General features: G+C 30.3%; 20 protein-coding genes. 19 read left to right on the top strand and 1 reads right to left on the bottom strand.

The window, feature by feature from the left end; translation table 11 throughout:
* Positions 1-7 precede the first annotated feature (7 nt).
* The 4 genes from JOC70_RS16420 to JOC70_RS16405 all read left to right on the top strand — a co-directional run bounded on the left by JOC70_RS16420 (position 8) and on the right by JOC70_RS16405 (position 4,053).
* Positions 8-1,603, top strand: coding sequence for an MASE3 domain-containing protein (locus JOC70_RS16420; RefSeq protein ID WP_204599988.1), 1,596 nt, complete (start codon positions 8-10; stop codon positions 1,601-1,603).
* Between the two features lie 147 nt (positions 1,604-1,750).
* Positions 1,751-3,040 (top strand): glycoside hydrolase family 18 protein, encoded by a 1,290-nt coding sequence (locus tag JOC70_RS16415; protein WP_204599987.1) that lies wholly within the window; start codon positions 1,751-1,753, stop codon positions 3,038-3,040.
* Between the two features lie 162 nt (positions 3,041-3,202).
* A complete protein-coding gene (locus JOC70_RS16410; RefSeq protein ID WP_204599986.1) occupies positions 3,203-3,430 on the top strand; it encodes a helix-turn-helix transcriptional regulator in 228 nt (75 codons plus the stop codon).
* Positions 3,427-4,053 (top strand): hypothetical protein, encoded by a 627-nt coding sequence (locus JOC70_RS16405; RefSeq protein WP_204599985.1) that lies wholly within the window; start codon positions 3,427-3,429, stop codon positions 4,051-4,053. Before JOC70_RS16410 ends, JOC70_RS16405 begins: the two co-directional genes overlap by 4 nt.
* A gap of 83 nt (positions 4,054-4,136) precedes the next feature.
* On the opposite strand, the gene JOC70_RS16400 is transcribed toward JOC70_RS16405, so the two are convergent.
* Positions 4,137-4,493 (bottom strand): DUF2512 family protein, encoded by a 357-nt coding sequence (locus tag JOC70_RS16400; RefSeq protein ID WP_204599984.1) that lies wholly within the window; start codon positions 4,491-4,493, stop codon positions 4,137-4,139.
* 146 nt (positions 4,494-4,639) lie between these two features.
* Between JOC70_RS16400 and JOC70_RS16395 the strand changes: the two genes are divergently transcribed.
* From JOC70_RS16395 to JOC70_RS16330, 15 genes are all read left to right on the top strand, one after another.
* A complete protein-coding gene (locus JOC70_RS16395; RefSeq protein WP_204599983.1) occupies positions 4,640-5,173 on the top strand; it encodes a hypothetical protein in 534 nt (177 codons plus the stop codon).
* 54 nt (positions 5,174-5,227) lie between these two features.
* The gene (locus JOC70_RS19450; protein WP_279381268.1) at positions 5,228-5,353 is read left to right on the top strand and encodes a hypothetical protein; all 126 of its coding nucleotides are present in this window, start codon (positions 5,228-5,230) and stop codon (positions 5,351-5,353) included.
* A gap of 111 nt (positions 5,354-5,464) precedes the next feature.
* Positions 5,465-6,010 carry a histidine phosphatase family protein gene (locus JOC70_RS16390; protein WP_204599982.1) on the top strand — a complete coding sequence of 182 codons (546 nt, stop codon included), beginning with the start codon at positions 5,465-5,467 and terminating at the stop codon, positions 6,008-6,010.
* A 74-nt stretch (positions 6,011-6,084) separates the two neighbouring features.
* Positions 6,085-6,792: a Crp/Fnr family transcriptional regulator gene (locus JOC70_RS16385; protein WP_204599981.1), complete on the top strand. Its 708-nt coding sequence runs from the start codon at positions 6,085-6,087 to the stop codon at positions 6,790-6,792.
* A 180-nt stretch (positions 6,793-6,972) separates the two neighbouring features.
* A complete protein-coding gene (locus JOC70_RS16380; RefSeq protein ID WP_204599980.1) occupies positions 6,973-8,196 on the top strand; it encodes an FprA family A-type flavoprotein in 1,224 nt (407 codons plus the stop codon).
* 28 nt (positions 8,197-8,224) lie between these two features.
* On the top strand, positions 8,225-8,932 hold the full coding sequence (gene ric, locus JOC70_RS16375) for an iron-sulfur cluster repair di-iron protein (protein WP_204599979.1): 708 nt from the start codon (positions 8,225-8,227) through the stop codon (positions 8,930-8,932).
* Between the two features lie 37 nt (positions 8,933-8,969).
* Complete coding sequence (locus JOC70_RS16370; RefSeq protein ID WP_204599978.1) at positions 8,970-9,728, top strand: DUF438 domain-containing protein; 759 nt, start codon at positions 8,970-8,972, stop codon at positions 9,726-9,728.
* Positions 9,729-9,966: 238 nt separating this feature from the next.
* Positions 9,967-10,272, top strand: coding sequence for a hypothetical protein (locus tag JOC70_RS16365; protein ID WP_204599977.1), 306 nt, complete (start codon positions 9,967-9,969; stop codon positions 10,270-10,272).
* 47 nt (positions 10,273-10,319) lie between these two features.
* Positions 10,320-11,975 carry a sigma-54 interaction domain-containing protein gene (locus JOC70_RS16360; RefSeq protein ID WP_204599976.1) on the top strand — a complete coding sequence of 552 codons (1,656 nt, stop codon included), beginning with the start codon at positions 10,320-10,322 and terminating at the stop codon, positions 11,973-11,975.
* A 351-nt stretch (positions 11,976-12,326) separates the two neighbouring features.
* Entirely contained in the window at positions 12,327-13,901 is a 1,575-nt protein-coding gene (locus JOC70_RS16355; protein WP_204599975.1) for a BCCT family transporter, read from the top strand.
* 66 nt (positions 13,902-13,967) lie between these two features.
* Positions 13,968-15,506, top strand: a complete 1,539-nt coding sequence (locus JOC70_RS16350) for an HAL/PAL/TAL family ammonia-lyase (RefSeq protein ID WP_204599974.1) — start codon at positions 13,968-13,970, stop codon at positions 15,504-15,506.
* A gap of 2 nt (positions 15,507-15,508) precedes the next feature.
* Positions 15,509-15,751 (top strand): hypothetical protein, encoded by a 243-nt coding sequence (locus JOC70_RS16345; protein WP_204599973.1) that lies wholly within the window; start codon positions 15,509-15,511, stop codon positions 15,749-15,751.
* A 335-nt stretch (positions 15,752-16,086) separates the two neighbouring features.
* A complete protein-coding gene (locus tag JOC70_RS16340) occupies positions 16,087-17,415 on the top strand; it encodes an FAD-dependent oxidoreductase (RefSeq protein WP_204599972.1) in 1,329 nt (442 codons plus the stop codon).
* A gap of 179 nt (positions 17,416-17,594) precedes the next feature.
* A complete protein-coding gene (gene corA, locus JOC70_RS16335; protein WP_204599971.1) occupies positions 17,595-18,554 on the top strand; it encodes a magnesium/cobalt transporter CorA in 960 nt (319 codons plus the stop codon).
* 105 nt (positions 18,555-18,659) lie between these two features.
* Entirely contained in the window at positions 18,660-19,796 is a 1,137-nt protein-coding gene (locus tag JOC70_RS16330) for a THUMP domain-containing class I SAM-dependent RNA methyltransferase (protein ID WP_204599970.1), read from the top strand.
* Positions 19,797-19,952: the final 156 nt, after the last annotated feature.

Below are 19,952 nucleotides of genomic sequence, written 5' to 3'. Positions count from 1 at the left end.
GTTAAAAATGAATATGATTTATAGTGGTGAACACGATTTACAAGACGTAAGAAAAAGTGTTATATTTAAGTCTTTGTTTTGCATAGTGGCATGCATAAGTATTGCAATATTTATGCATAACACTTGGATAAAAAACCTAAACCTGTATCATACAATATTAGAGGGCACCTGTGTTTTTTTTGCATTGGCAATATTTGTATCAATATGGTATAACTATGAAAGAAATTCATCAAGAAATTGTATACTAGCTTTAGGTTTTTTAGTTATAGCAAATTTTGATATAATGCATGCTATTTATTTTTTGCAATTAGATCTGGATATTAATTCATATTTTGATTTATCCACAAGGTATTGGATAATTGGAAGGCTTACAGAAGCTATAATTATACTTTTATGTACACGTAAGTTTAAATATAGACTCAACAAATGGAAAGGCCTCGGAATCTCACTTAGTATAGTTTTCACAATATATTATTGCACAATTAATTATCATGAGTATTTTCCAATATTATTAACAAGTAAGGGAGTTACACCAGTAAAAGTAGTTTCAGAGTATATAATTATAGCGTTGTATTGTACAAGCTTATATATAATTAATGGTAAAATGCTTAATGAAAACTATGAAGAAAATAAGGTGGAATATAATTATATATTACTAGCTCTTCTTATGATGATACCATCAGAAATATGCTTTACATTATATAGATCAGTTGAAGGAATATCTTGGACCATTGGACATATGTTAAAAATAACATCCTATTATTTTTTATTTAGAGGAATTTTTATTAGTACAATTACTTATTCCTATGAAAAGCTTGAAATAAAACATAAACAATTAGAGGATGCTTATAAAAAAATTGAGAAGGCCAATATGCAAATTAGGCAAGAAAAGTTAATAATACAGCAGCAGGATAAGCTCGCAGTACTAGGACAATTAGGAGCAGGAATAGTACATGAAACTAGAAATTATTTAACAACCATAAAAGGCCGCTGCCAATTAATAGAAGCTGTATCACAAGCAGAAAAAGTTAAGGAATATGCAAAAAAAATTAATAATGATGTAAACGAAGTCAATGCAATTATAAGTGAGTTTTTATTTTTATCAAAGCCTAGGGAAACAAAACTAGAGGAAGTTTCTATGTATGATATATTTGAAAGTACGAAAAATCTAGTTGAAACATCATCATTAGTACAAGGTATAAATGTTAATATGGAAATATCAAAGGAAGAACGATACTTATTATGTGATGAGGTACAAATAAAGCAAGTCATATTAAATATTTGTAGAAATGCAGTAGATGCAATGACTGAAACATTAACTCCTACGTTAGATATAAAAACGGGATATAATGAAAAAAGAAATGAGATGTTTATAAGAATTAAAGATAATGGAAAAGGAATGTCTAGTGAAGATTTAGAAAAGGTAGGAACACTATTTTATACTACTAAAAAAAGTGGTACAGGATTGGGCTTAAGTGTATGTTATGAAATAATAAAACAGCATAATGGAAGAATAGATATACAAAGTAATTTGGGGGAAGGAACCTCCTTTACAATTATTTTGCCTTGCATAAAGGATGATGAATTTGAGGAAGTTATATAATATAAATTAATTGCAATTATATAATTTTAAAGAAGGCGTAACTAGAGAGTATTTTAAATAATAATCTCTAGTTTTTTATTTTGAGAACGTTTTTTGTTAATAACATATACTAATATTATATATCAATTTTTATAGGAGAATAAAATAATGCAAATACATGTAGTTCAGCCAGGGCAGACTTTATATGGTATTGCTAAAGCATATAGTACCACCATTACACAAATTGTAGTTGCAAATGAAATTAAAAATCCAGACCAGTTAGTTGTTGGTCAAACTTTAGTAATTCCTATCTGGGGGGATTTTTACACAGTGCGTTCAGGGGATACGTTATCTGCCATTGGACAAAGATTTAATATTGACTATAGAGAGCTTGCCCGAATTAATAATATTTCAATAAACGAACCTCTTCAAGTTGGAGTTAGATTATTTATTCCGCCAGAACCTAAAACCAGTGCTGAAATAAATGCATATGTTGAACCTATGGGCACATCAGTAACTCCTGCTCTTGAACAAGCAGCAGAAGAGGCAGTACCTTATTTAACCTACCTTGCCCCATTTAGTTATAGAATTCAAAGAGACGGAAATTTAATAGAACCGTTATTAAATAATTTTTCACAAATTGCAGCGCAGAATGATGCGGGATTAATGATGGTGTTAAGTAATTTGGAAGAAGGACAATTTAGCACAGAATTAGCAAGAATAATTCTAACAAATGAAGAGATACAAAATAGATTGCTAGATAATATTGTTAGAATATCAAATGATATAGGATTTATAGATGTACATTTTGACTTAGAATTCATATCTCCTGGGAACAGAGAAGATTATAATAATTTTCTAAGAAAAGCAAAAGAAAGACTTTCGCAGGAAGGTATAACTTTATCAACAGCGCTTGCACCTAAAACCAATGCAAACCAAAGGGGATTATTATATGAAGCCCATGATTATAAATCACATGGAGAAATTGTGGATTTTGTAGTTTTAATGACTTATGAATGGGGATATAGTGCAGGCCCTCCAATGCCTGTATCACCTATTGGACCTGTAAGACAAGTACTTGAATATGCACTTACAGAAATGCCTTCATCTAAAATTATGATGGGACAAAATCTGTATGGATATGATTGGACCCTTCCATATGTCCAAGGCGGACAGTATGCAAGAGCTGTTAGCCCTCAGCAGGCCATTGAAATAGCAAGATTAAATAATGCTCCAATTAAATATGACTATACCGCACAAGCTCCTTATATTGATTATGTTGATAATCAAGGAAGATCACATAAAGTATGGTTTGAAGATGCTAGATCCATTCAAGCAAAGTTTAATCTTATAAAAGAACTGAACTTAAGAGGAGTAAGCTACTGGAAACTGGGACTTTCATTTCCTCAAAATTGGTTGCTTATTGAAGACAATTTTAATGTTGTTAAATTAGTATAAATTAAAAAAACAGCTTTATTATAAATCATTATAAGTATTATTATTGTACTAAACTAGATTTAGTACAGTTTTTTTATTTATACGCAATATTATGTTTGATATAAGGAACTTTTTGTTGACTATATACAACATTGGGCGTATACTAAATTCAGGAGGGTTAATATGGTAAAGAGAAAAAAGTTATTTAATACTAAGATAAAGGTTTTTAGAGTTGAAAGGAATTTAACTCAGGAGGATTTAGCTATAGATTTAGGAGTAAATAGGGGAACTATTTTAGAAATTGAAAGAGGTACATTTAATCCATCTTTAAAATTAGCTTTCTCTATAGCAAAATACTTTGATAAAACTGTTGATGAAGTTTTTGAAATCTTAGAGGAGGATGAGGAATGACAAACATAGGAAATCTACTATTATCATCACATACCCTATATGTTGCTGTTATAAGTTCAATTTTCTTTATAAAGTTATTAGAGCATAAAGATGAATTAGAGGAATTTGCATTCAATAATGCATTAAGAAATTCTATTGTTATAGATGCTTTAGCATTATTAGGATATAGCTTTTATATGTTGGCTATAGGAAATAAGGATGTAAGCATTCATATTATTTTCCTAGGAATAGAAGTTCTAGCTACTTTAACATTAATGTTTAATTTTTTAGAGTTAAAAGGATTTAGTTTATCTTTGAAAATAACTAATGAAAAATTAGGCAGTGTACTATTAATACTTTCAACTACTATAAGCTTCTTATCATCAATAAGTTTGATTTTTAAACTTAACTACTTAAATAATAATTTTGGAATAATAAGATATGATGAATTGATATTATATGTAAATGTAATTATGCTGGGGATTATAATCCCATCATTTCCCAACATCAGAAAAAAGTTAACTAGAGAAGAATATAAAAATCACCAAAGAGAAATAAATAAAAAGTTTAATATTTTTATTATAGTGTATTTATTATATATGATAGGATTAGTAGGGTATGTTATTTATAGAGTAACTAAATAAAAATGGTATAATTATGTTGTTTTAAATAATATACCTTAATAAATATTACATTGAAAAAGGGATTATTAAGGTCTGAAAAAGACCTAATAATCTCCTTTTTTTGTTTTGCCACTTCGTATTAAGTATAGATGAAGCAAAGCTTCCAGCACAGAAAGTATAAGTGCAATGGACATTGCGGCTCCATAAGTTACAAAGGAATTATAAAGAATAAATTGACTAAAATATACGATGAAAAATGTTATTGTAAAATCTAAGGCGTTATTTACCCAAAATGCGCCTCTGTCCAGGAAGGATAATTCTGTCACATGACCTACAATTGCAAGAACTAATCCTACAATTATGACTTGATATAGGGAATCATAGCGAACATATGGTGACAATAAATCAAATATATAAATAAGTAAAGGACAAGTAATCATTTTAATAATAAGACCTGTCATTTTCAAAACCCCCTTCAGTAGTTTATAATACTAGAGTTTCCCAAATGGCATTGATTCATTCAGAATACTAGTAAACTAATTAATTTATTAAGAACACATTTTTAATTAATCATATACTATTATTAAGAACAATTAATTACTAGTGGGTGATTTTTATTAAGAAATATGGTGGATATGATATTTCTAAGCTTGAATTATTAGGCAGAGGAACTCAAGGAAAAGTTTATAAAATCGATTCTGGAAAATGTATTAAAGTATTTAAAAGCAAAAGTGTGTGCAAAGGTGAAGCGGATACTCTTAAAATGGCCCAAGGAGATAAGCATTTTGCCAAACTATATGATAGCGGACAGCATTATATTGTAAGAGAATGCATTGATGGCATAGAGCTTAACAAATACTTAAAGACCAAGCTTTTAAGTATAGATATTTCAGCTAAAATCCTTGATGTATATGAAGCTTTAGGAAGAGTGGGCTATGCTAGGCAAGATATAGCACTATTCCATATATTTGTAACACCTGAAGGAGAGTTTAAGATAATAGACACAGGAAGGGTTATGAAGAAAAAAAGCACATATCCTAAAATAATGCTTACGGGATTAAAGACACTTGGATGCAGAGAAGAATTTTTAATTCATGTAAAAATGTTAAGGCCAGAACTTTATAAAAGGTGGAGTAAATAGAATAAAACTTCTTTCTGTGGATAAGCTAAATTTAGAGAGGAGTGAGGTTTGAAGATGACTGGATTTAAAAATGAAGACTTGGGAAAATTAAGTAAACCTGTAAAGATGGATATACAAGATAAGTTTAACAAGGAAAACAATAAGCCAAAATCAAAGCGAAATGAGAATGAAAATAAATAATTAAAAGGAAAGCAGTGCAAGAACTATTTTATTATTGCACTGCATTTTTTCTGCAGTTTCTGTAAATTCTATATTGGGATGATATTTATTAATAATATGAGGTGAAGGAAAATGAAAATAGGACTTGTTAGGCATTTTAAGGTGGATATAAAGAGAAACTTTTTTATGACTGCAGAAGAATTTGATAAATATACTGCTGAATACGACAAAGCAGGAGTTATAAAAAATGAACTTGTAGTAGATGAAGAGTGGGATAAATGTTATTGCAGCAGCTTAAGCAGAGCAATAACTACTGCAAAAACTATATATGATGGTGAAATTATAGTAACAGATAAACTGGTTGAAATTCCAACAGCAGCATTGGTAAAACTTAAATTTCATATACCATATCATATTTGGGCAATACTTAATAGAATTGCATGGATAAGAAATCATACATCTCAACCAGAATCAAGAAAGTTAACTTTGAAAAGGGTAAGTGAAATTTTAGATACGATATTAAGTGAAAATGAAGAGGATAAAAATATTTTGATTGTAAGCCATGCAGGAACACTTTATGAAATTCGCAAAATGCTATTTGCAAGAGGTTTTCATGGAGATAAATTTTTGAAAGCAAGTAATGGGAGGCTTTATGTGTATGAAAATAAGAATTTGTAGTAAGATACATAAATTTACTTTATATTCAGTTTATATATGATAATATAAATATATAAATGAAAGGGGGGATATCTATGGAATGTACTTGTGAGAGATGTCATCATAATCTTTGTGCTAAAAAAGTTCCTATATTTTCTTCTCTTGAGGATGAAGAATTAGCAAAGATAGTAGATAGTACAGGACACATAGAATTTAAAAAGGGAGATGCTCTTTTTTATGAGAGGGAAAAATCAAGCACATTATTTATAATAAATGAGGGACAAGTAAAACTCACTAAGATGACTAAGGAAGGTAAAGAACAAATAATTCACATACTGACAAGTGGGGAATTCTTTGGCGAACTAAGTTTGTTTACTGATAGTGATACATATAATTTTAGTGCATATGCTATTTCAAACTTAAGAATTTGTACCTTAACTAAAAAAGACATGGATGAAATTTTAATTAAGAATCCTGAAATTTCTTTGAAGATACTTAGGGAAGTCACAAGGAAGTTATCAGAAACAGAAAATCTTGCTCAAACCCTTGCCACAAATGATGCAGAAGTTAGAATTGCAAATATGATACTAGAATTTGCTGAGAAGTATGGAACTGAAACTAGTAATGGAATAGAAATAAAGCTTCCTATAAATAGAGAAGAAATGGCAAACTATACTGGAGTTACAAGAGAAACTATAAGTAGAAAACTCAGTAAGTTTGAAGAATTAAGCATAATAAGTATGGTAGGAAATAAACTTATTATTATAAAGGACAAAAATGCTTTAAGAGAGTATGTAGAATAAAAGCTTCGCTTAGGCGGGCTTTTTTTAAAAGTATAAAGTATACCGAAATAGTATAAAATGTGATTTGAATCATATTTTTTAAATTAAAAAAGATATAAAATAAAGACATCAGGTAAGTAGTTGAGGCTACATAAAACTAATAATTAAAAATTGATAATTGATAAAAAGGAGATAGATGATATGGAAAATAAAATTATGCTTAATAAAAATATATATTGGATAGGAAAGGTTGATGACAGGGATGTACCATTTCATAGATTAACTTTAACTAAAGGAACAACTTATAATAGTTATTTATTAATGACTGAAAAGCCAACAGTTATAGATACTGTGGATATAAGTTTTGGAAGAGAATTTGTAGAAAATCTAAAGGGACTAATTGATCTTGAAAAAATTCAGTATATAGTTATAAATCATACAGAGCCAGATCACTCAGGAGCACTTGGAAGTCTAGCATCAAAAGCTAAAAATGCTGTAATTGTATGTACTGAACCTGCAGCTAACGAGTTGAAAGAAATGTACAAACTTCATAATAGGGAATTTTTGGTGATAAAAGATGGAGATACTTTAGACATAGGTGGAAAAACTCTAAAGTTCATAGAAACACCATATCTTCATACTGAAGAAACCATGATAACTTATGCTATAGAAGATAAAACATTGTTCCCATGTGATATATTTAGCACTCATATAGCTAATTATGAATACTTCAATGATATGGCTGAAGAAGATATTACAGAAGACTTTAAAGTTTATTATCAGCTAATAATGCATCCACACAGAAGGTATGTACAGGATATGATAAATAAAATTAAGGATTTGAATATAAAGGTGATAGCACCATCCCATGGCTTTATATTAAGAGATGATGTGAAAAAATTTATAGATATATATGATAATATGAGCAAAAATACAAATAAGGATAGGAAAGCTGTAGTAGTATATTCCTCAATGACAAGCAATACTAAAAAAATAGCATTTTTAATTGAAGAAAATCTTGAAAAAGACAATATAGATACAAAAGCTATAGATGTGAATAAAACTGATAAAGAAGAAGTCTTACAAGCAGTTAAGGAAGCAGATGCAGTATTTATTGGAAGTTCTACAAAATATGGTGACATGATAGGAAAGTTAGAAGATGTATTAAAGGAACTTAAAGATATGAATTTAGAAGGGAAAATAGCAGCAGCATTTGGTTCTTACGGATGGAGTGGAGAAGCTATAGAAGTTATACAAGATTATTTAAATGAAACAAATATGAAGGTTTTAACTACTTCTGAAATAATTAAATCCACAGGAATGAGTGATATTTACTTTCCAATGAGAATTAGATTTTCAGCTAAAGGGGATACTTTAAAAGAAATAGAAAGATCAGCAAAGTTTGTTTCAGATTTATTAAACTAAATTTTAAAATATTTATGAGGTGATTAATATGGCAAATAATATAAATGTAAATCAAAAACTTGGAGAAATTGTTTCTATATTTCCAGGATCAGCAGAGATATTCCAAAAGTATAAAATAGATTATTGCTGTGGAGGACATGATAGCTTAAAAGAAGCATTAGATGAAAAGGGGCTTGCACACGAAAATATAGTAAAAGAGCTTAATGATGAGTATGAAAAATTTAAAAGCTCCAATGCAAATTATAAAGACTGGAGGAATGAAGATCCTATAGTCTTAATGAAACACATACAGCACGTTCATCATGATTACACATATAAAACTCTTAGTGAAATAGATCCTCTTATGCGTAAAATATTAAAGGTTCATTTCAAGCATAATAGTGAAGAACTTTTAAAGGTTCACAAATTATTTGGTACATTAAAAATTGAATTAGAAGAGCATCTAATAAAGGAAGAGGAAAATTTATTCCCACTTATAGAGCAGTATGAAAAAACTAAAGATGATGAAATATTAAAGGCAATACGTAAGTTTATAAAGGAAACTGAGGATGAACACGACACAGCTGGAGATATATTTAAGGAATTGGAAGAGGTAACAAGAGACTTTAAAGCACCAGAAGGAGCATGCACTACATTTCAGTTGGTATATACAAAAATTGATGCTTTAGAAAAGGATATTTTTACTCATATTTATTTAGAAAATAGCGTGTTGTTTAACATGTATATGGATAGATAATAGTTCTAATTAATAATTTGTAATGGGAGGTATTGTAATGGATAATAAAAGAATAGATGAGTTAACTAATATATTAAGAAGGTTAAATGCTGAAGGCGTAACGGAAGATTTAAGAAAAGAAGCACTTCAAATAGTATCAAATATAAATCCACTGGAATTATCTGTAGCAGAGCAAAAGCTCGTAGAAGAAGGTATGAATCCTCACGACTTAAGACATTTATGTGATATTCACATGGAAGTTTTAAAGGATGAATTAAATAAAATCAAAACTCAAATTGACACAGGCCATGTGCTTGGTACGTTGATATCTGAACATGAAAAGTTGCTTGGATTTCTAACAGAACTTGAAGAGTTAAATACTAAAATTCAAAATATGGAAAAGTATGATTCAGCCAGAGAAGAATTTGCTCAGTTAATTAAAGTGGCAGACAATATATTAGATGCGGAAAATCATCATCAAAGAGAAGAACAAGTATTATTTAAAGAGCTAGAGGAGAGAAAAATAACAGGACCAACTAGAATTATGAGAATGGAGCATGATGATTTAAGAGCGAGAAAAAAACAATTAAAAAATGTAGCAGAGTTTGTATCTGGTCTTGATTTTAAAGTATTTAAGGAAACTTTAGATGAAGTAGCAAAATATATAATATTTAATTTAAGAGATCATATATTTAAAGAAAATTATATACTATATCCTACAGCACTAGAATCATTAAGAGATAAAGATTTGTGGGAAGACATGAAAAAGAGATGCGATAAAATAGGATATTGCGGATTTACACCAAAAGAGAAATGAGTTCTTAACTGATAAATTGGAATGGGAACTAAAATAAAATGCTAGAAGTGAAGGGAGTTTTGTTATACGAAGCTTCCAGGGCTTCTAGCTTGTTTTGGTTATATGTAGCATTTTAAATCTTTTATATTTAAGTTACAATAGTATTATACAAAAGGTTATTGAAAAAGATGGTATGTATTTTCTATTATATTATTAAGAAAGAAATACTTTAATATATAAATGAAGGGTAGCGATAGAAATGGCAAAGAAAAGTGCTAGAAATAATGATTTATTATTTAATTCAAAAACCAAAACATCTCCTAAGATATATTCTTTATTAGTGGATTTAGTAAATGAAGATAGAGAAAACTTAGCTAAAATAGTATTAAAGGTTGACTATTTACTAGAATATGCAAGTGTAGCTATAAAGCAAAGGGATTTTGATGAAGCAAGAGAAGCTCTAGAAAAAGCCAATGATAGAATAAACAAGTTAATTCAGGAAGGAGTAAATACAGAACACCTAGAATATTTGTATGAAGGTATAGAAAAGAAGGTAAAAAAGTAAAAGTTAATATAAATGGTGGATAGTTATAGTCAAAGGGGCGATGGGCTATGTGTATAATTGATTTAATAATTAAAATTGATGAGGAACTTTACATAAAAAAAGTACATTCATTTGGGGAAAGTAAGGATTTATTTGATGAGTATACCTGTAGCAGCTGGTTAGGACAAAAGGTTGATTATGTACTTAGAACAAGTGTTGAACCGAAAGGTGGAATAGTAGAAATTAAAAGTAATTTTTTTACATATCAATGGGTAAGTGAAGAATATGGAGCTTCTTTATATTTGAGCAGGCAAGGAATACTTTTAGAACTTTATGAAGAAGCTATAAAACATGTAGCAGAGGGAGTTCAAATTTACAATAAGAATGGATATTTTCTCCACGCAAATCCGGCAAGTGAAGCTTTAGAATATTTTAAAAAGGATGATTTTAAAGGAAAACATTTAATGGATATATATGATTTAAAAGAAGATTATAGCACTGTTTTAACAGTATTAAGAACCCAAAAGCCTGTGGTTAATAGATGCGATAGATTTAAAACAAGGACAGGTAAAGATTTGACTACTATTAATTCAGCTTATCCATTAAAAATAAATGGAGAATTATATGGTGCCGTAGTTTTTGAAAGTGACTTATCTGTGCTAAAACAAATTAAAAATAGAACATTGGATTTAGAAACTTATGTGGAAAGTGACAAGCATAAGGATAGTGAAAAATTATATGCTTTTGATAATATTGTGCACTCGTCTAAGAATATGGAGGAAATGATCCACTTTGCAAAAAAGGTTTCTTTAACTGATTCAAGTATTCTAATTGTTGGATCCACAGGAACGGGAAAGGAACTTGTAGCGCAAAGCATACATTCCTTTAGTCCCAGAAGGAAAAAGCCTTTTATTGATGTTAATTGTAGTGCTGTGCCAAGTAATTTATTTGAAAGTATGTTTTTTGGAACAGAGAAAGGTGCATTTACAGGGAGTATTGCAAAGCAGGGATTTTTTGAGATGGCAAATGGAGGGACACTATTTTTAGATGAAGTTAATTCTATTAGTCCAGAAATGCAAGCAAAGCTCTTAAGAGTACTTCAAGAAAAGAGATTTCAGCGAATTGGAGGAACTCAATATATTCGATGTAATGTTAGAGTAATTGCTGCTATAAATGAAGATCCTTTTAAACTTATAGAACAAGAAAAAATGAGAAAAGATTTTTATTATAGGATTTCAACAATTAAAATCAATATTCCAACTTTACAGGAACGAAAAGAAGATATAGTTATATTAGTTAAACACTTTTTGCAAAGTCTATGTAGTGATTATAGTAGACGAGAACTTAGTTTTACAGAAAAATTTATGGATGCATTAATTCACTATGAGTGGCCTGGGAATATCAGAGAACTTCAAAATGTGATTGAATATGCATTTAACAGAGCTTCAGAAAGTATACAATCACTAGATTTTGAACACTTACCAGATTATCTACAATTCACAGAAACTATTACTCACAAAATAGCAAATCAATACAATAATTTAGAAGTTGAATCTAAAAATACAGGAACTTTAGAAGAACAAATGGAGGAAATTGAAAGGAAAATTTTAATTGATACACTAAATTTATATGATAGAAATATTACACAAAGTGCAAAGACACTAGGAATGAGTAGACAAAGTCTTCAATATAGAATTAAAAAGTTAAAAATCTTTAATGAATAGCGCAAAATATTATTGCGGGGGTGCTAAATTATTTGGCACCTATTTTATTCCGAAAATAAATAAAATTCTAAATATTTATGTGTTGGTGCAAAATTATTTTGCGCCAACAAGATATATAATTAAATTAAATTAACTAATGTTGCAATCTTGGTTAATAAGTGTTTAGTAGTAAAACTTCTAACTAAGTACTAGTAATTGGGCGTTACCTAATCCCCATAGGTAACGCCCAATTACATACTAGTCAATCATTACAGCTATTGGCATGAATGTTGCTATATTATTAATCAGGAGGGATCAATAGATTACATACTATTTTTAACAAAATAATAAAAAACATAGGGGGGATATCAAATGACAGAAAAAACAACTGTAAAGGAAACGTGTAAGAGTCAAAATTTAAAAGGGGTAAGATCAGGAGTGTTTTGGCCATCATTTATTGTGGTTGGTGGTGCAGCTATACTTGGTGTAGTGAATAATAAAGCGTTAACTACTGTTGCAATGAATACATTTACATGGTCGCTTAAATCCTTTGGATGGTTATATCAAATTATTTCAATTGTGGCATTGATTCTCGCAGCTGTAATTACCTTTTCTAAATTTGGAAAAATTCGTTTTGGTGGAGTAGAGGCAAAACCTAAATTTCCATTTTTGACTTGGTTTGCAATGGCGTTAACTGGTGGTATTGCAACAGGAGTTGTTACTTATGGAGCTAATGAACCAATAATTTATTTTGGAAACATTTATGGAGAGATGGCACAAACAGGAGTGGAACCGGGAACTCCAACAGCAGCTATTTTTTCTATGGCACGTTGTTTCTATAATTGGACTTTCATTCCTTATGCAATGTATTCATTATGTGGACTTGCAGTGGCATATATGTATTTTAATAAAAAGAAATCATTATCTGTAACAGCAACATTAATACCTTTGTTTGGTGAAAAGATAACAAAAGGAATATGGGCAAATATAATAGATACCTTATCACTTTTAGCTATAGCCTTAGGACTTGCTTCTTCATTAGGTGCTGGACTTGCACTAGTAGGTTCTGGAATTGAAATGTCATATGGAATTAAGCAAGGACCAATTTTATGGTTAGTACTATCCTTTACAATCACAGCTACATTTACAGTTGCTTCATCTTTAGGAATAGATAAGGGAATTAAATGGTTGGCAGATTTTAACTCTAAAATATTTTATATATTATTAGGATTTTTATTTGTAGTTGGGCCTACATTGTATATATGTAGAACTTCCACAGCTGGAATGGCATATTGGTTACAAAACTTCTGGCAATGGGGACTTGATCCAATTGATATGGGTGGAGAAGCACTAGTTATGTGGTGGACATTATATGACTGGGCTATATGGATTGCTTATGCACCTTTAATGGGAATATTTTTAGCTATAATATCTTATGGAAGAACAATACGTGAGTTTATGATAATTAACTGGATACTTCCTTCAGTTTTTGGACTTGTTTGGTTTGCAGTTTGGGGATCTACTGCACTTAATTGGCAACAAAGTGGAAGATTAAATTTAATAGACATTATTAAAAATCATGGAGCAGTAGCAGGGCTTTGGGGTTTCCTTGGAGAATTGCCATTAGGAGTTATACTTATACCAATTGTAATGTTAACTCTTATCATTTCATTTGCCACTGCAGCAGATGCTATGACGACAACTATTGCAGCTTTATGCACAAAGGAATCAAGGCATGATGTAGAGCCACCAATTTGGCAGAAAATATTATGGGGAGTTTCAATTGGTGCAATTTCATTTTTTATGGTAGCTTATGGAGGCGGTGCACAGGGTGTAGATGGAGTAAAATACCTTGCAGCAGCTGGTGGGTTTATGGTTTTATTCATATTTGTATTACAAATAATTTCAACAATTAAAATGTTCTTTATTGATAAGGTTGAAGAATAATTAGAAAAATAAACTACAAGAAAAGGATGTTTATAAGCGTCCTTTTCATACAAGGAGGCATTAAGGATGTACGCTAAAGATATAAATAAAGTTATTTTGGGAGATAAAATTAATATTGAAGAGCTTTTAGCTGTTGCTAGATTTGGAGCAAAAGTAGAATTCTCAAAAGCTTACTATGAAAAAGTTAAAAAATCAAGAAATCTTGTGGAAAAATGGATTGAAGAAGGACGAGTAATGTATGGTATTACCACGGGATTTGGAGCACTTTGCACTCAAGTAATATCACCTGAAGAAACAGCAAGATTACAAAAAAATATAGTATTATCTCATTCTACATCTGTTGGAGAGCCCTTATCTATTGAGGAAGTTAGAGCAACAATGTTTATGGTACTTCAAAATGTTGGACAGGGATATACCGGAGCGAGAATTGAGACCATGGAAATGTACAGGGAGTTTTTAAATCGCGGACTTACTCCTTTTGCACCAAAGGAAGGATCAGTAGGGTACTTATCACCAGAAGCGCATATAGCACTGGTACTTATTGGAGAAGGAAAGGCATATGTAAACGGGGAATTATTAGAAGGTAGAGAAGCATTAAAAAAAGTAGGATTAGAACCTATAGAACTATCTTCTAAGGAAGGCTTAGTACTAGTTTCTGGAACTACAAGTGTTACAGCAATTGGGGCACTAGCATTATATGATATGATAGATTCCTCAAAGACTGCAGATGTTATAGGAGCCATGACTTTAGAAATCCTTAAAGGAACCACAAGGGCTTTTGATGAAAGACTTATGAGTGTTAGACCTCATGAAGATCAAAAGAATACGGCTGACAATGTAAGAAAGATACTTGGTGATTCAGAGGTAGCAAAGCATTTTCAGAATTATAGGCTTCAAGATGCACTATCTATAAGATGTATACCACAATTACATGGTGCCGCAAAAAAAACCTTAAAGGATGCTTTAGAAACTATAGAAATAGAGATGAATTCTTGCTGTGATAATCCAATAATATGGCCTGAAGGGGAAGATGGAGAAGCTATTTCAGGATGTAATCCGGACTCTTCTTATATAGGACTTGAAATGGATTCAGCGTGCATTGCAGCAACTATGATTGCAAAGATGTCTGAGAGAAGAAATAATAGGCTTGTAGATGGAAGCCTTTCAGAATATCCTTGGTTTCTTATAAAAAAGCCAGGACTTAATTCAGGGCTTATGATACCACAATATACTCAGGCGGGGCTTTTAAATGATATGAAAATTTTATCTCATCCATCAAGTGTAGATGGTGTGCCTACTTGTGGTAATCAGGAAGACTATGTAGCAATGGGATATAATGCTTGTAAAAAGGCGAGACAAATTGTAGATAAGCTTGAATTTATTTTGGCAATAGAACTTTTATCAGTATTTCAGGCACAACAGTTTATGGAAAGTGAATTATCAACGGGCAGTGCATCTAAGGCTGTTTTAGATGAAATAGCCAAAACTGTACCTGTGATGGAAGAGGACATGTATCTTTATCCTCATATTAATACCATAAGGAATTTGATACACTCAGGAAAAATAATTGAGTTGGTAGAAGAAAGAGTAGGAAAGCTGGTGTAAAGATGAAAGTAAAAATGGATTTAAACAAGATATTTTTGTCACCACCATCTACAATGTATGAACGAATTACGTTGTTTCTTATGTTAACTATTACATTTATAATATTTTTTAGTCCCTTAAAATTTTCATCCATGCATCCTGTGGAAGCAGCAATTACAGCGGCACTTCCATCACTTTCGATTTCTTGGGGATGGATTATACTTTTAAGATCTATATTTAGAAAGAAAGATTTTATAAAGAAATAATCTATGTTAAAAACCTTATTTCAAAATTTATTTGAAGTAAGGTTTTTTATTTTTGTTTAATGAAAGCAGTATACATTATGGTTACGATACACCGACGAAATTGAGATGAATAATATCTTCTTTTAAACAAATTATATAATTTAGATGAAAAAATTAAAGAATCAAAGCTAATAAATAAAAAATGACGATTTCAAAGGATAATTACTTGTAATTAATAAAAATTATCATTTGATTATATACTAAAGTGGTATATAATCAAATTAATGAGTTTTATGAAATTAAATTAATTAATGAAATATAAATAAGGTTTTTATAAATGAAGGGAGAAATAAATTATGAAAATAGCGGTTATAGGATGCACACATGCTGGCACAGCAGCAATTATAAATGTTGCAAAGTTATATCCAGAGGCAAAAATTACAGTTTACGAAAAAAATGATAATATTTCATTTTTATCCTGTGGAATAGCATTATATATTGGAGGAGTAGTTAAAGACCCTCAAGGATTATTTTACTCTTCACCAGAACAATTATCACAGCTAGGCGTAGAGACAAAAATGAAACATGAAGTATTAGAAACTGATTTAGATCAAAAGAAAATAAAGATACGCAATTTAGACACAAATGAAGAATTTGAAGATACTTTTGATAAACTTATAATAACATCAGGTTCATGGCCAATAGTTCCAAAAATTGAAGGAATCCATTTGGAAAATGTATTATTATCTAAAAACTTCTATCATTCAAATACAATAATTGAAAAATCCAAGGAAGCTAAAAATATAGTAGTTGTAGGAGCAGGATATATAGGAGTTGAGCTGGTAGAAGCATTTGAGATGAATGGCAAAAATGTAACTTTAATTGATGCTGAGGACCGTATATTAAGCAAATACTTAGATAAAGAATATACAGACATAGCAGAAAAAGCATTTATAGATAAGGAAGTAAAACTTGCTCTTGGGGAAACTGTGGTTAAGTTTGAAGGCGAAAGTGGAAAAGTGTCAAAGGTATTAACCAATAAGGGAGAATATGAAACAGATTTAGTTGTACTTTGTATAGGATTTAGACCAAATACTGAATTATTTAAAGGTCAATTAGATATGCTTGGTAACGGAGCAATTATAGTAGATGAATATATGAGAACAAGTAAAGAGGATGTATTTGCAGCAGGAGATAGCTGTGCAGTTATATATAACCCTACTGGAAAGCATGCATATATTCCTCTTGCAACAAATGCAGTACGTATGGGAACATTGGTTGCTAGAAATCTAGTAAAACCAACTACTAAATACATGGGAACTCAAGGTACTTCAGGAATTAAGATTTATGAGTATAATATAGCATCTACAGGACTTACTGAAAATGCGGCAAAATCAGCAGGTATAGAAGTTAAGACTGTAACTGTAGAAGATAATTATAGACCAGAATTCATGCCAACTTATGATACAGCAAAATTAAAAGTAGTTTATGAAAAGGACTCAAAAGTAATTTTAGGGGCACAGATAATATCAAAAGTAGATTTAACTCAAGCTATGAATACAATGTCTGTATGTATTCAAAATAAGATGACTATAGATGAGTTAGCGTTTGTAGATTTCTTTTTTCAACCACACTATAATAAACCATGGAATCTACTAAACTTAGCAGGGTTAAGTGCTGAATAGATTATAAGTTAATAATTAAAAGCTATGACAAAAAGTTCCTCAAAATTGGGGAGCTTTTTTGTTATGGCAAGCTGGTTACTAGTAATTAATTGCTCATTTTCATAAGTTAGTATATTATTCTAAAATTAATTGACAACTAAAAGCTTAAAACTGATAATTAATGCTGAGGAGGTGTTAAGTTGATTCGTACTGCTGTTATAAAAGAAGATTTGAAATTATATCAAGATATTCCTATAGATGAATTAGAAGATGAAGAAATAAGCTGGTACTGGGTTGATATAGAAAATCCGTCAGAGGATGAAGAGAAAGCTTTAGTCGATGTATTTGGTTTTCATAAGCTAGCTATAGAGGATTCGTTGCAAATCCATCATAGGCCTAAGATGGATTACTATGATAGTTATGCTTTTTTTATATTTAATGCATTAAATAACGGCACACTTTTGTCAGAAACTGTAGGAATATTTATATCAGAAAGATTTATTGTTTCTGTACATAGAGAAAACTGTAACGAAATAGATGAGGCATGGAATAAGTTTATATGTAGTGAAAGTAGATGGAATAAAGGAACTGTAGATGTAGAGTATTTAATATTGGATAAAATAGTAGATGAGTTTTTTCCTGCTATTCAGGAAATTGAAGATAAATTAAGTGTAATAGATAATAATGAAGAAAGGGAATCTGTACATCGTCTTATAGATGAAATATTTTCAATTAGAAATGATTTGCTAAAATTAAGAAGATTAGTAACTTCTATGAGAGATTTGTTATATAGAATGATAAATTCAGAAAGATTAAGTTGGATAAGAGAGCATAAAGTGTATTTTGGTGATATTTATGATCATTTGCTTAAGCTATCAGATATGATTGAAGAAAGTAGAGAAATCACTTCAGATATAAGGGATAATTATCTGTCTACTAATTCAAATAAAATGAATATAAATATGATGGTGCTTACAGTTATATCTACAATATTTATACCATTGACTTTTATTGTAGGTGTATATGGAATGAATTTTGAAAATATGCCTGAACTTAAATGGAAATATGGATATTTTATAGTATGGGGTATAATGGTACTTATAGGAATTTTCATGTTTCTATGGTTTAAACGAAAAGGATGGTTTGATATTGATAAGTAATTTAAAATTGACAATATATAATTGATAATACATAATCATAATGGGAAATCTAAGTAGAACCTATTTGTTCAAATTTGAAATTGCTAATTAAAGGTGGAGATATATATGTATAAACTAATTGCAACGTCTACTTTTGGCCTTGAAAAAGTAGTAGCAAATGAATTAAAAGAGTTAGGATATGATGATTTAACTATAGAAAATGGAAAAGTAACCTTTGAAGGGGACGAAATGGATATAGTGACCTGTAATATGTGGCTTAGAACTGCAGAGAGGGTTCTTATAAAAATGGCAGAATTTAAAGCTGAGTCTTTTGAAGAGCTTTTTCAGGGAACTAAAGAAGTGGAGTGGGGAGACATAATACCTATAACAGGGTTTATGCATGTTATTGGGAAATCCGTTAAATCTAAACTTTATAGTGTGCCTGATTGTCAATCTATTGTAAAAAAGGCTGTAGTTGAAGCTATGAAAAGAAAATATAGAATGGATACATTTCCTGAAAGTGGAGCAGAGTATAAAATTGAAGTAGCAATACTTAAAGATATTGTTACGTTAACTATAGATACATCAGGACCAGGATTACATAAAAGAGGATATAGAGAACTTGCAGGAGAGGCCCCTTTAAAGGAAACCTTAGCAGCAGCATTAGTACTTTTAAGTAAATGGGAACCTTCAAGAGTTCTTGCAGACCCCCTTTGTGGTTCAGGAACTATAGCCATCGAAGCTGCAATGATTGGAAGAAACATAGCACCAGGGCTTAACAGAAGCTTTGTGTCAGAGCAGTGGGATATAATAGATCAAGAATTATGGGAAGATATAAGAAAGCATGCTAAAAATTCAGTTAATAATAAGGACTTCAAAATACTTGCCTCTGATGTAAATGGAAGATTATTGGCTACTGCAAGAGCAAATGCTATAAAAGCAGGAGTCGAGGATAATATATTCTTTCAAAAGATGGATGTAAGAGATTTTAGTAGTAAGAAAAGATATGGTTTTATAGTAACAAATCCTCCTTACGGCGAGAGAATTGGAGAAGAAAAAGAAGTAGAAGAATTATATAAAGCTATGGGAAAAGTGTTTACAAATTTAAATGATTGGTCATATTTTGTACTTACTTCTCATCCTAAGTTTCAAGAGTTATTTGGTGAAAAATCAAATAAAAATAGAAAGCTTTATAATGGAAGAATTCAATGCTATTATTATCAATACTTAGGAAAAGACCCTGAGAAAAAAAGATATGAATAAATCTCTTGTTTATATGTGTATAAGTAAATATTTATTCTATGGATATAATATAAATGTGAAATTTAATAATTAAAAATAAGTATTATAGTAACCGGTAACCAGTAATGAATGTTTTGTAAAGAAAAACTACATAATACTGGTTACCGGTTACTTACT

Source organism: Clostridium pascui (genome assembly GCF_016908015.1).
In the GTDB taxonomy this organism is placed as follows: Bacteria; Bacillota; Clostridia; order Clostridiales; family Clostridiaceae; genus Clostridium_AK; species Clostridium_AK pascui.
The sequence above is the reverse complement of the archived record's forward strand: the minus strand, read 5'-3'. Positions and strand labels throughout refer to the sequence as shown.

Excerpts from the sequence above, each read along its gene's own strand:
- JOC70_RS16420 (WP_204599988.1), top strand. The coding sequence starts at position 8 with ATGAATATGATTTATAGTGGTGAACACGATTTACAAGACGTAAGAAAA.
- JOC70_RS16415 (WP_204599987.1), top strand. The coding sequence starts at position 1,751 with ATGCAAATACATGTAGTTCAGCCAGGGCAGACTTTATATGGTATTGCT.
- JOC70_RS16410 (WP_204599986.1), top strand. The coding sequence starts at position 3,203 with ATGGTAAAGAGAAAAAAGTTATTTAATACTAAGATAAAGGTTTTTAGA.
- JOC70_RS16405 (WP_204599985.1), top strand. The coding sequence starts at position 3,427 with ATGACAAACATAGGAAATCTACTATTATCATCACATACCCTATATGTT.
- JOC70_RS16400 (WP_204599984.1), bottom strand. The coding sequence starts at position 4,493 with ATGACAGGTCTTATTATTAAAATGATTACTTGTCCTTTACTTATTTAT.
- JOC70_RS19450 (WP_279381268.1), top strand. The coding sequence starts at position 5,228 with ATGACTGGATTTAAAAATGAAGACTTGGGAAAATTAAGTAAACCTGTA.
- JOC70_RS16390 (WP_204599982.1), top strand. The coding sequence starts at position 5,465 with ATGAAAATAGGACTTGTTAGGCATTTTAAGGTGGATATAAAGAGAAAC.
- JOC70_RS16385 (WP_204599981.1), top strand. The coding sequence starts at position 6,085 with ATGGAATGTACTTGTGAGAGATGTCATCATAATCTTTGTGCTAAAAAA.
- JOC70_RS16380 (WP_204599980.1), top strand. The coding sequence starts at position 6,973 with ATGGAAAATAAAATTATGCTTAATAAAAATATATATTGGATAGGAAAG.
- ric (WP_204599979.1), top strand. The coding sequence starts at position 8,225 with ATGGCAAATAATATAAATGTAAATCAAAAACTTGGAGAAATTGTTTCT.
- JOC70_RS16370 (WP_204599978.1), top strand. The coding sequence starts at position 8,970 with ATGGATAATAAAAGAATAGATGAGTTAACTAATATATTAAGAAGGTTA.
- JOC70_RS16365 (WP_204599977.1), top strand. The coding sequence starts at position 9,967 with ATGGCAAAGAAAAGTGCTAGAAATAATGATTTATTATTTAATTCAAAA.
- JOC70_RS16360 (WP_204599976.1), top strand. The coding sequence starts at position 10,320 with ATGTGTATAATTGATTTAATAATTAAAATTGATGAGGAACTTTACATA.
- JOC70_RS16355 (WP_204599975.1), top strand. The coding sequence starts at position 12,327 with ATGACAGAAAAAACAACTGTAAAGGAAACGTGTAAGAGTCAAAATTTA.
- JOC70_RS16350 (WP_204599974.1), top strand. The coding sequence starts at position 13,968 with ATGTACGCTAAAGATATAAATAAAGTTATTTTGGGAGATAAAATTAAT.
- JOC70_RS16345 (WP_204599973.1), top strand. The coding sequence starts at position 15,509 with ATGAAAGTAAAAATGGATTTAAACAAGATATTTTTGTCACCACCATCT.
- JOC70_RS16340 (WP_204599972.1), top strand. The coding sequence starts at position 16,087 with ATGAAAATAGCGGTTATAGGATGCACACATGCTGGCACAGCAGCAATT.
- JOC70_RS16330 (WP_204599970.1), top strand. The coding sequence starts at position 18,660 with ATGTATAAACTAATTGCAACGTCTACTTTTGGCCTTGAAAAAGTAGTA.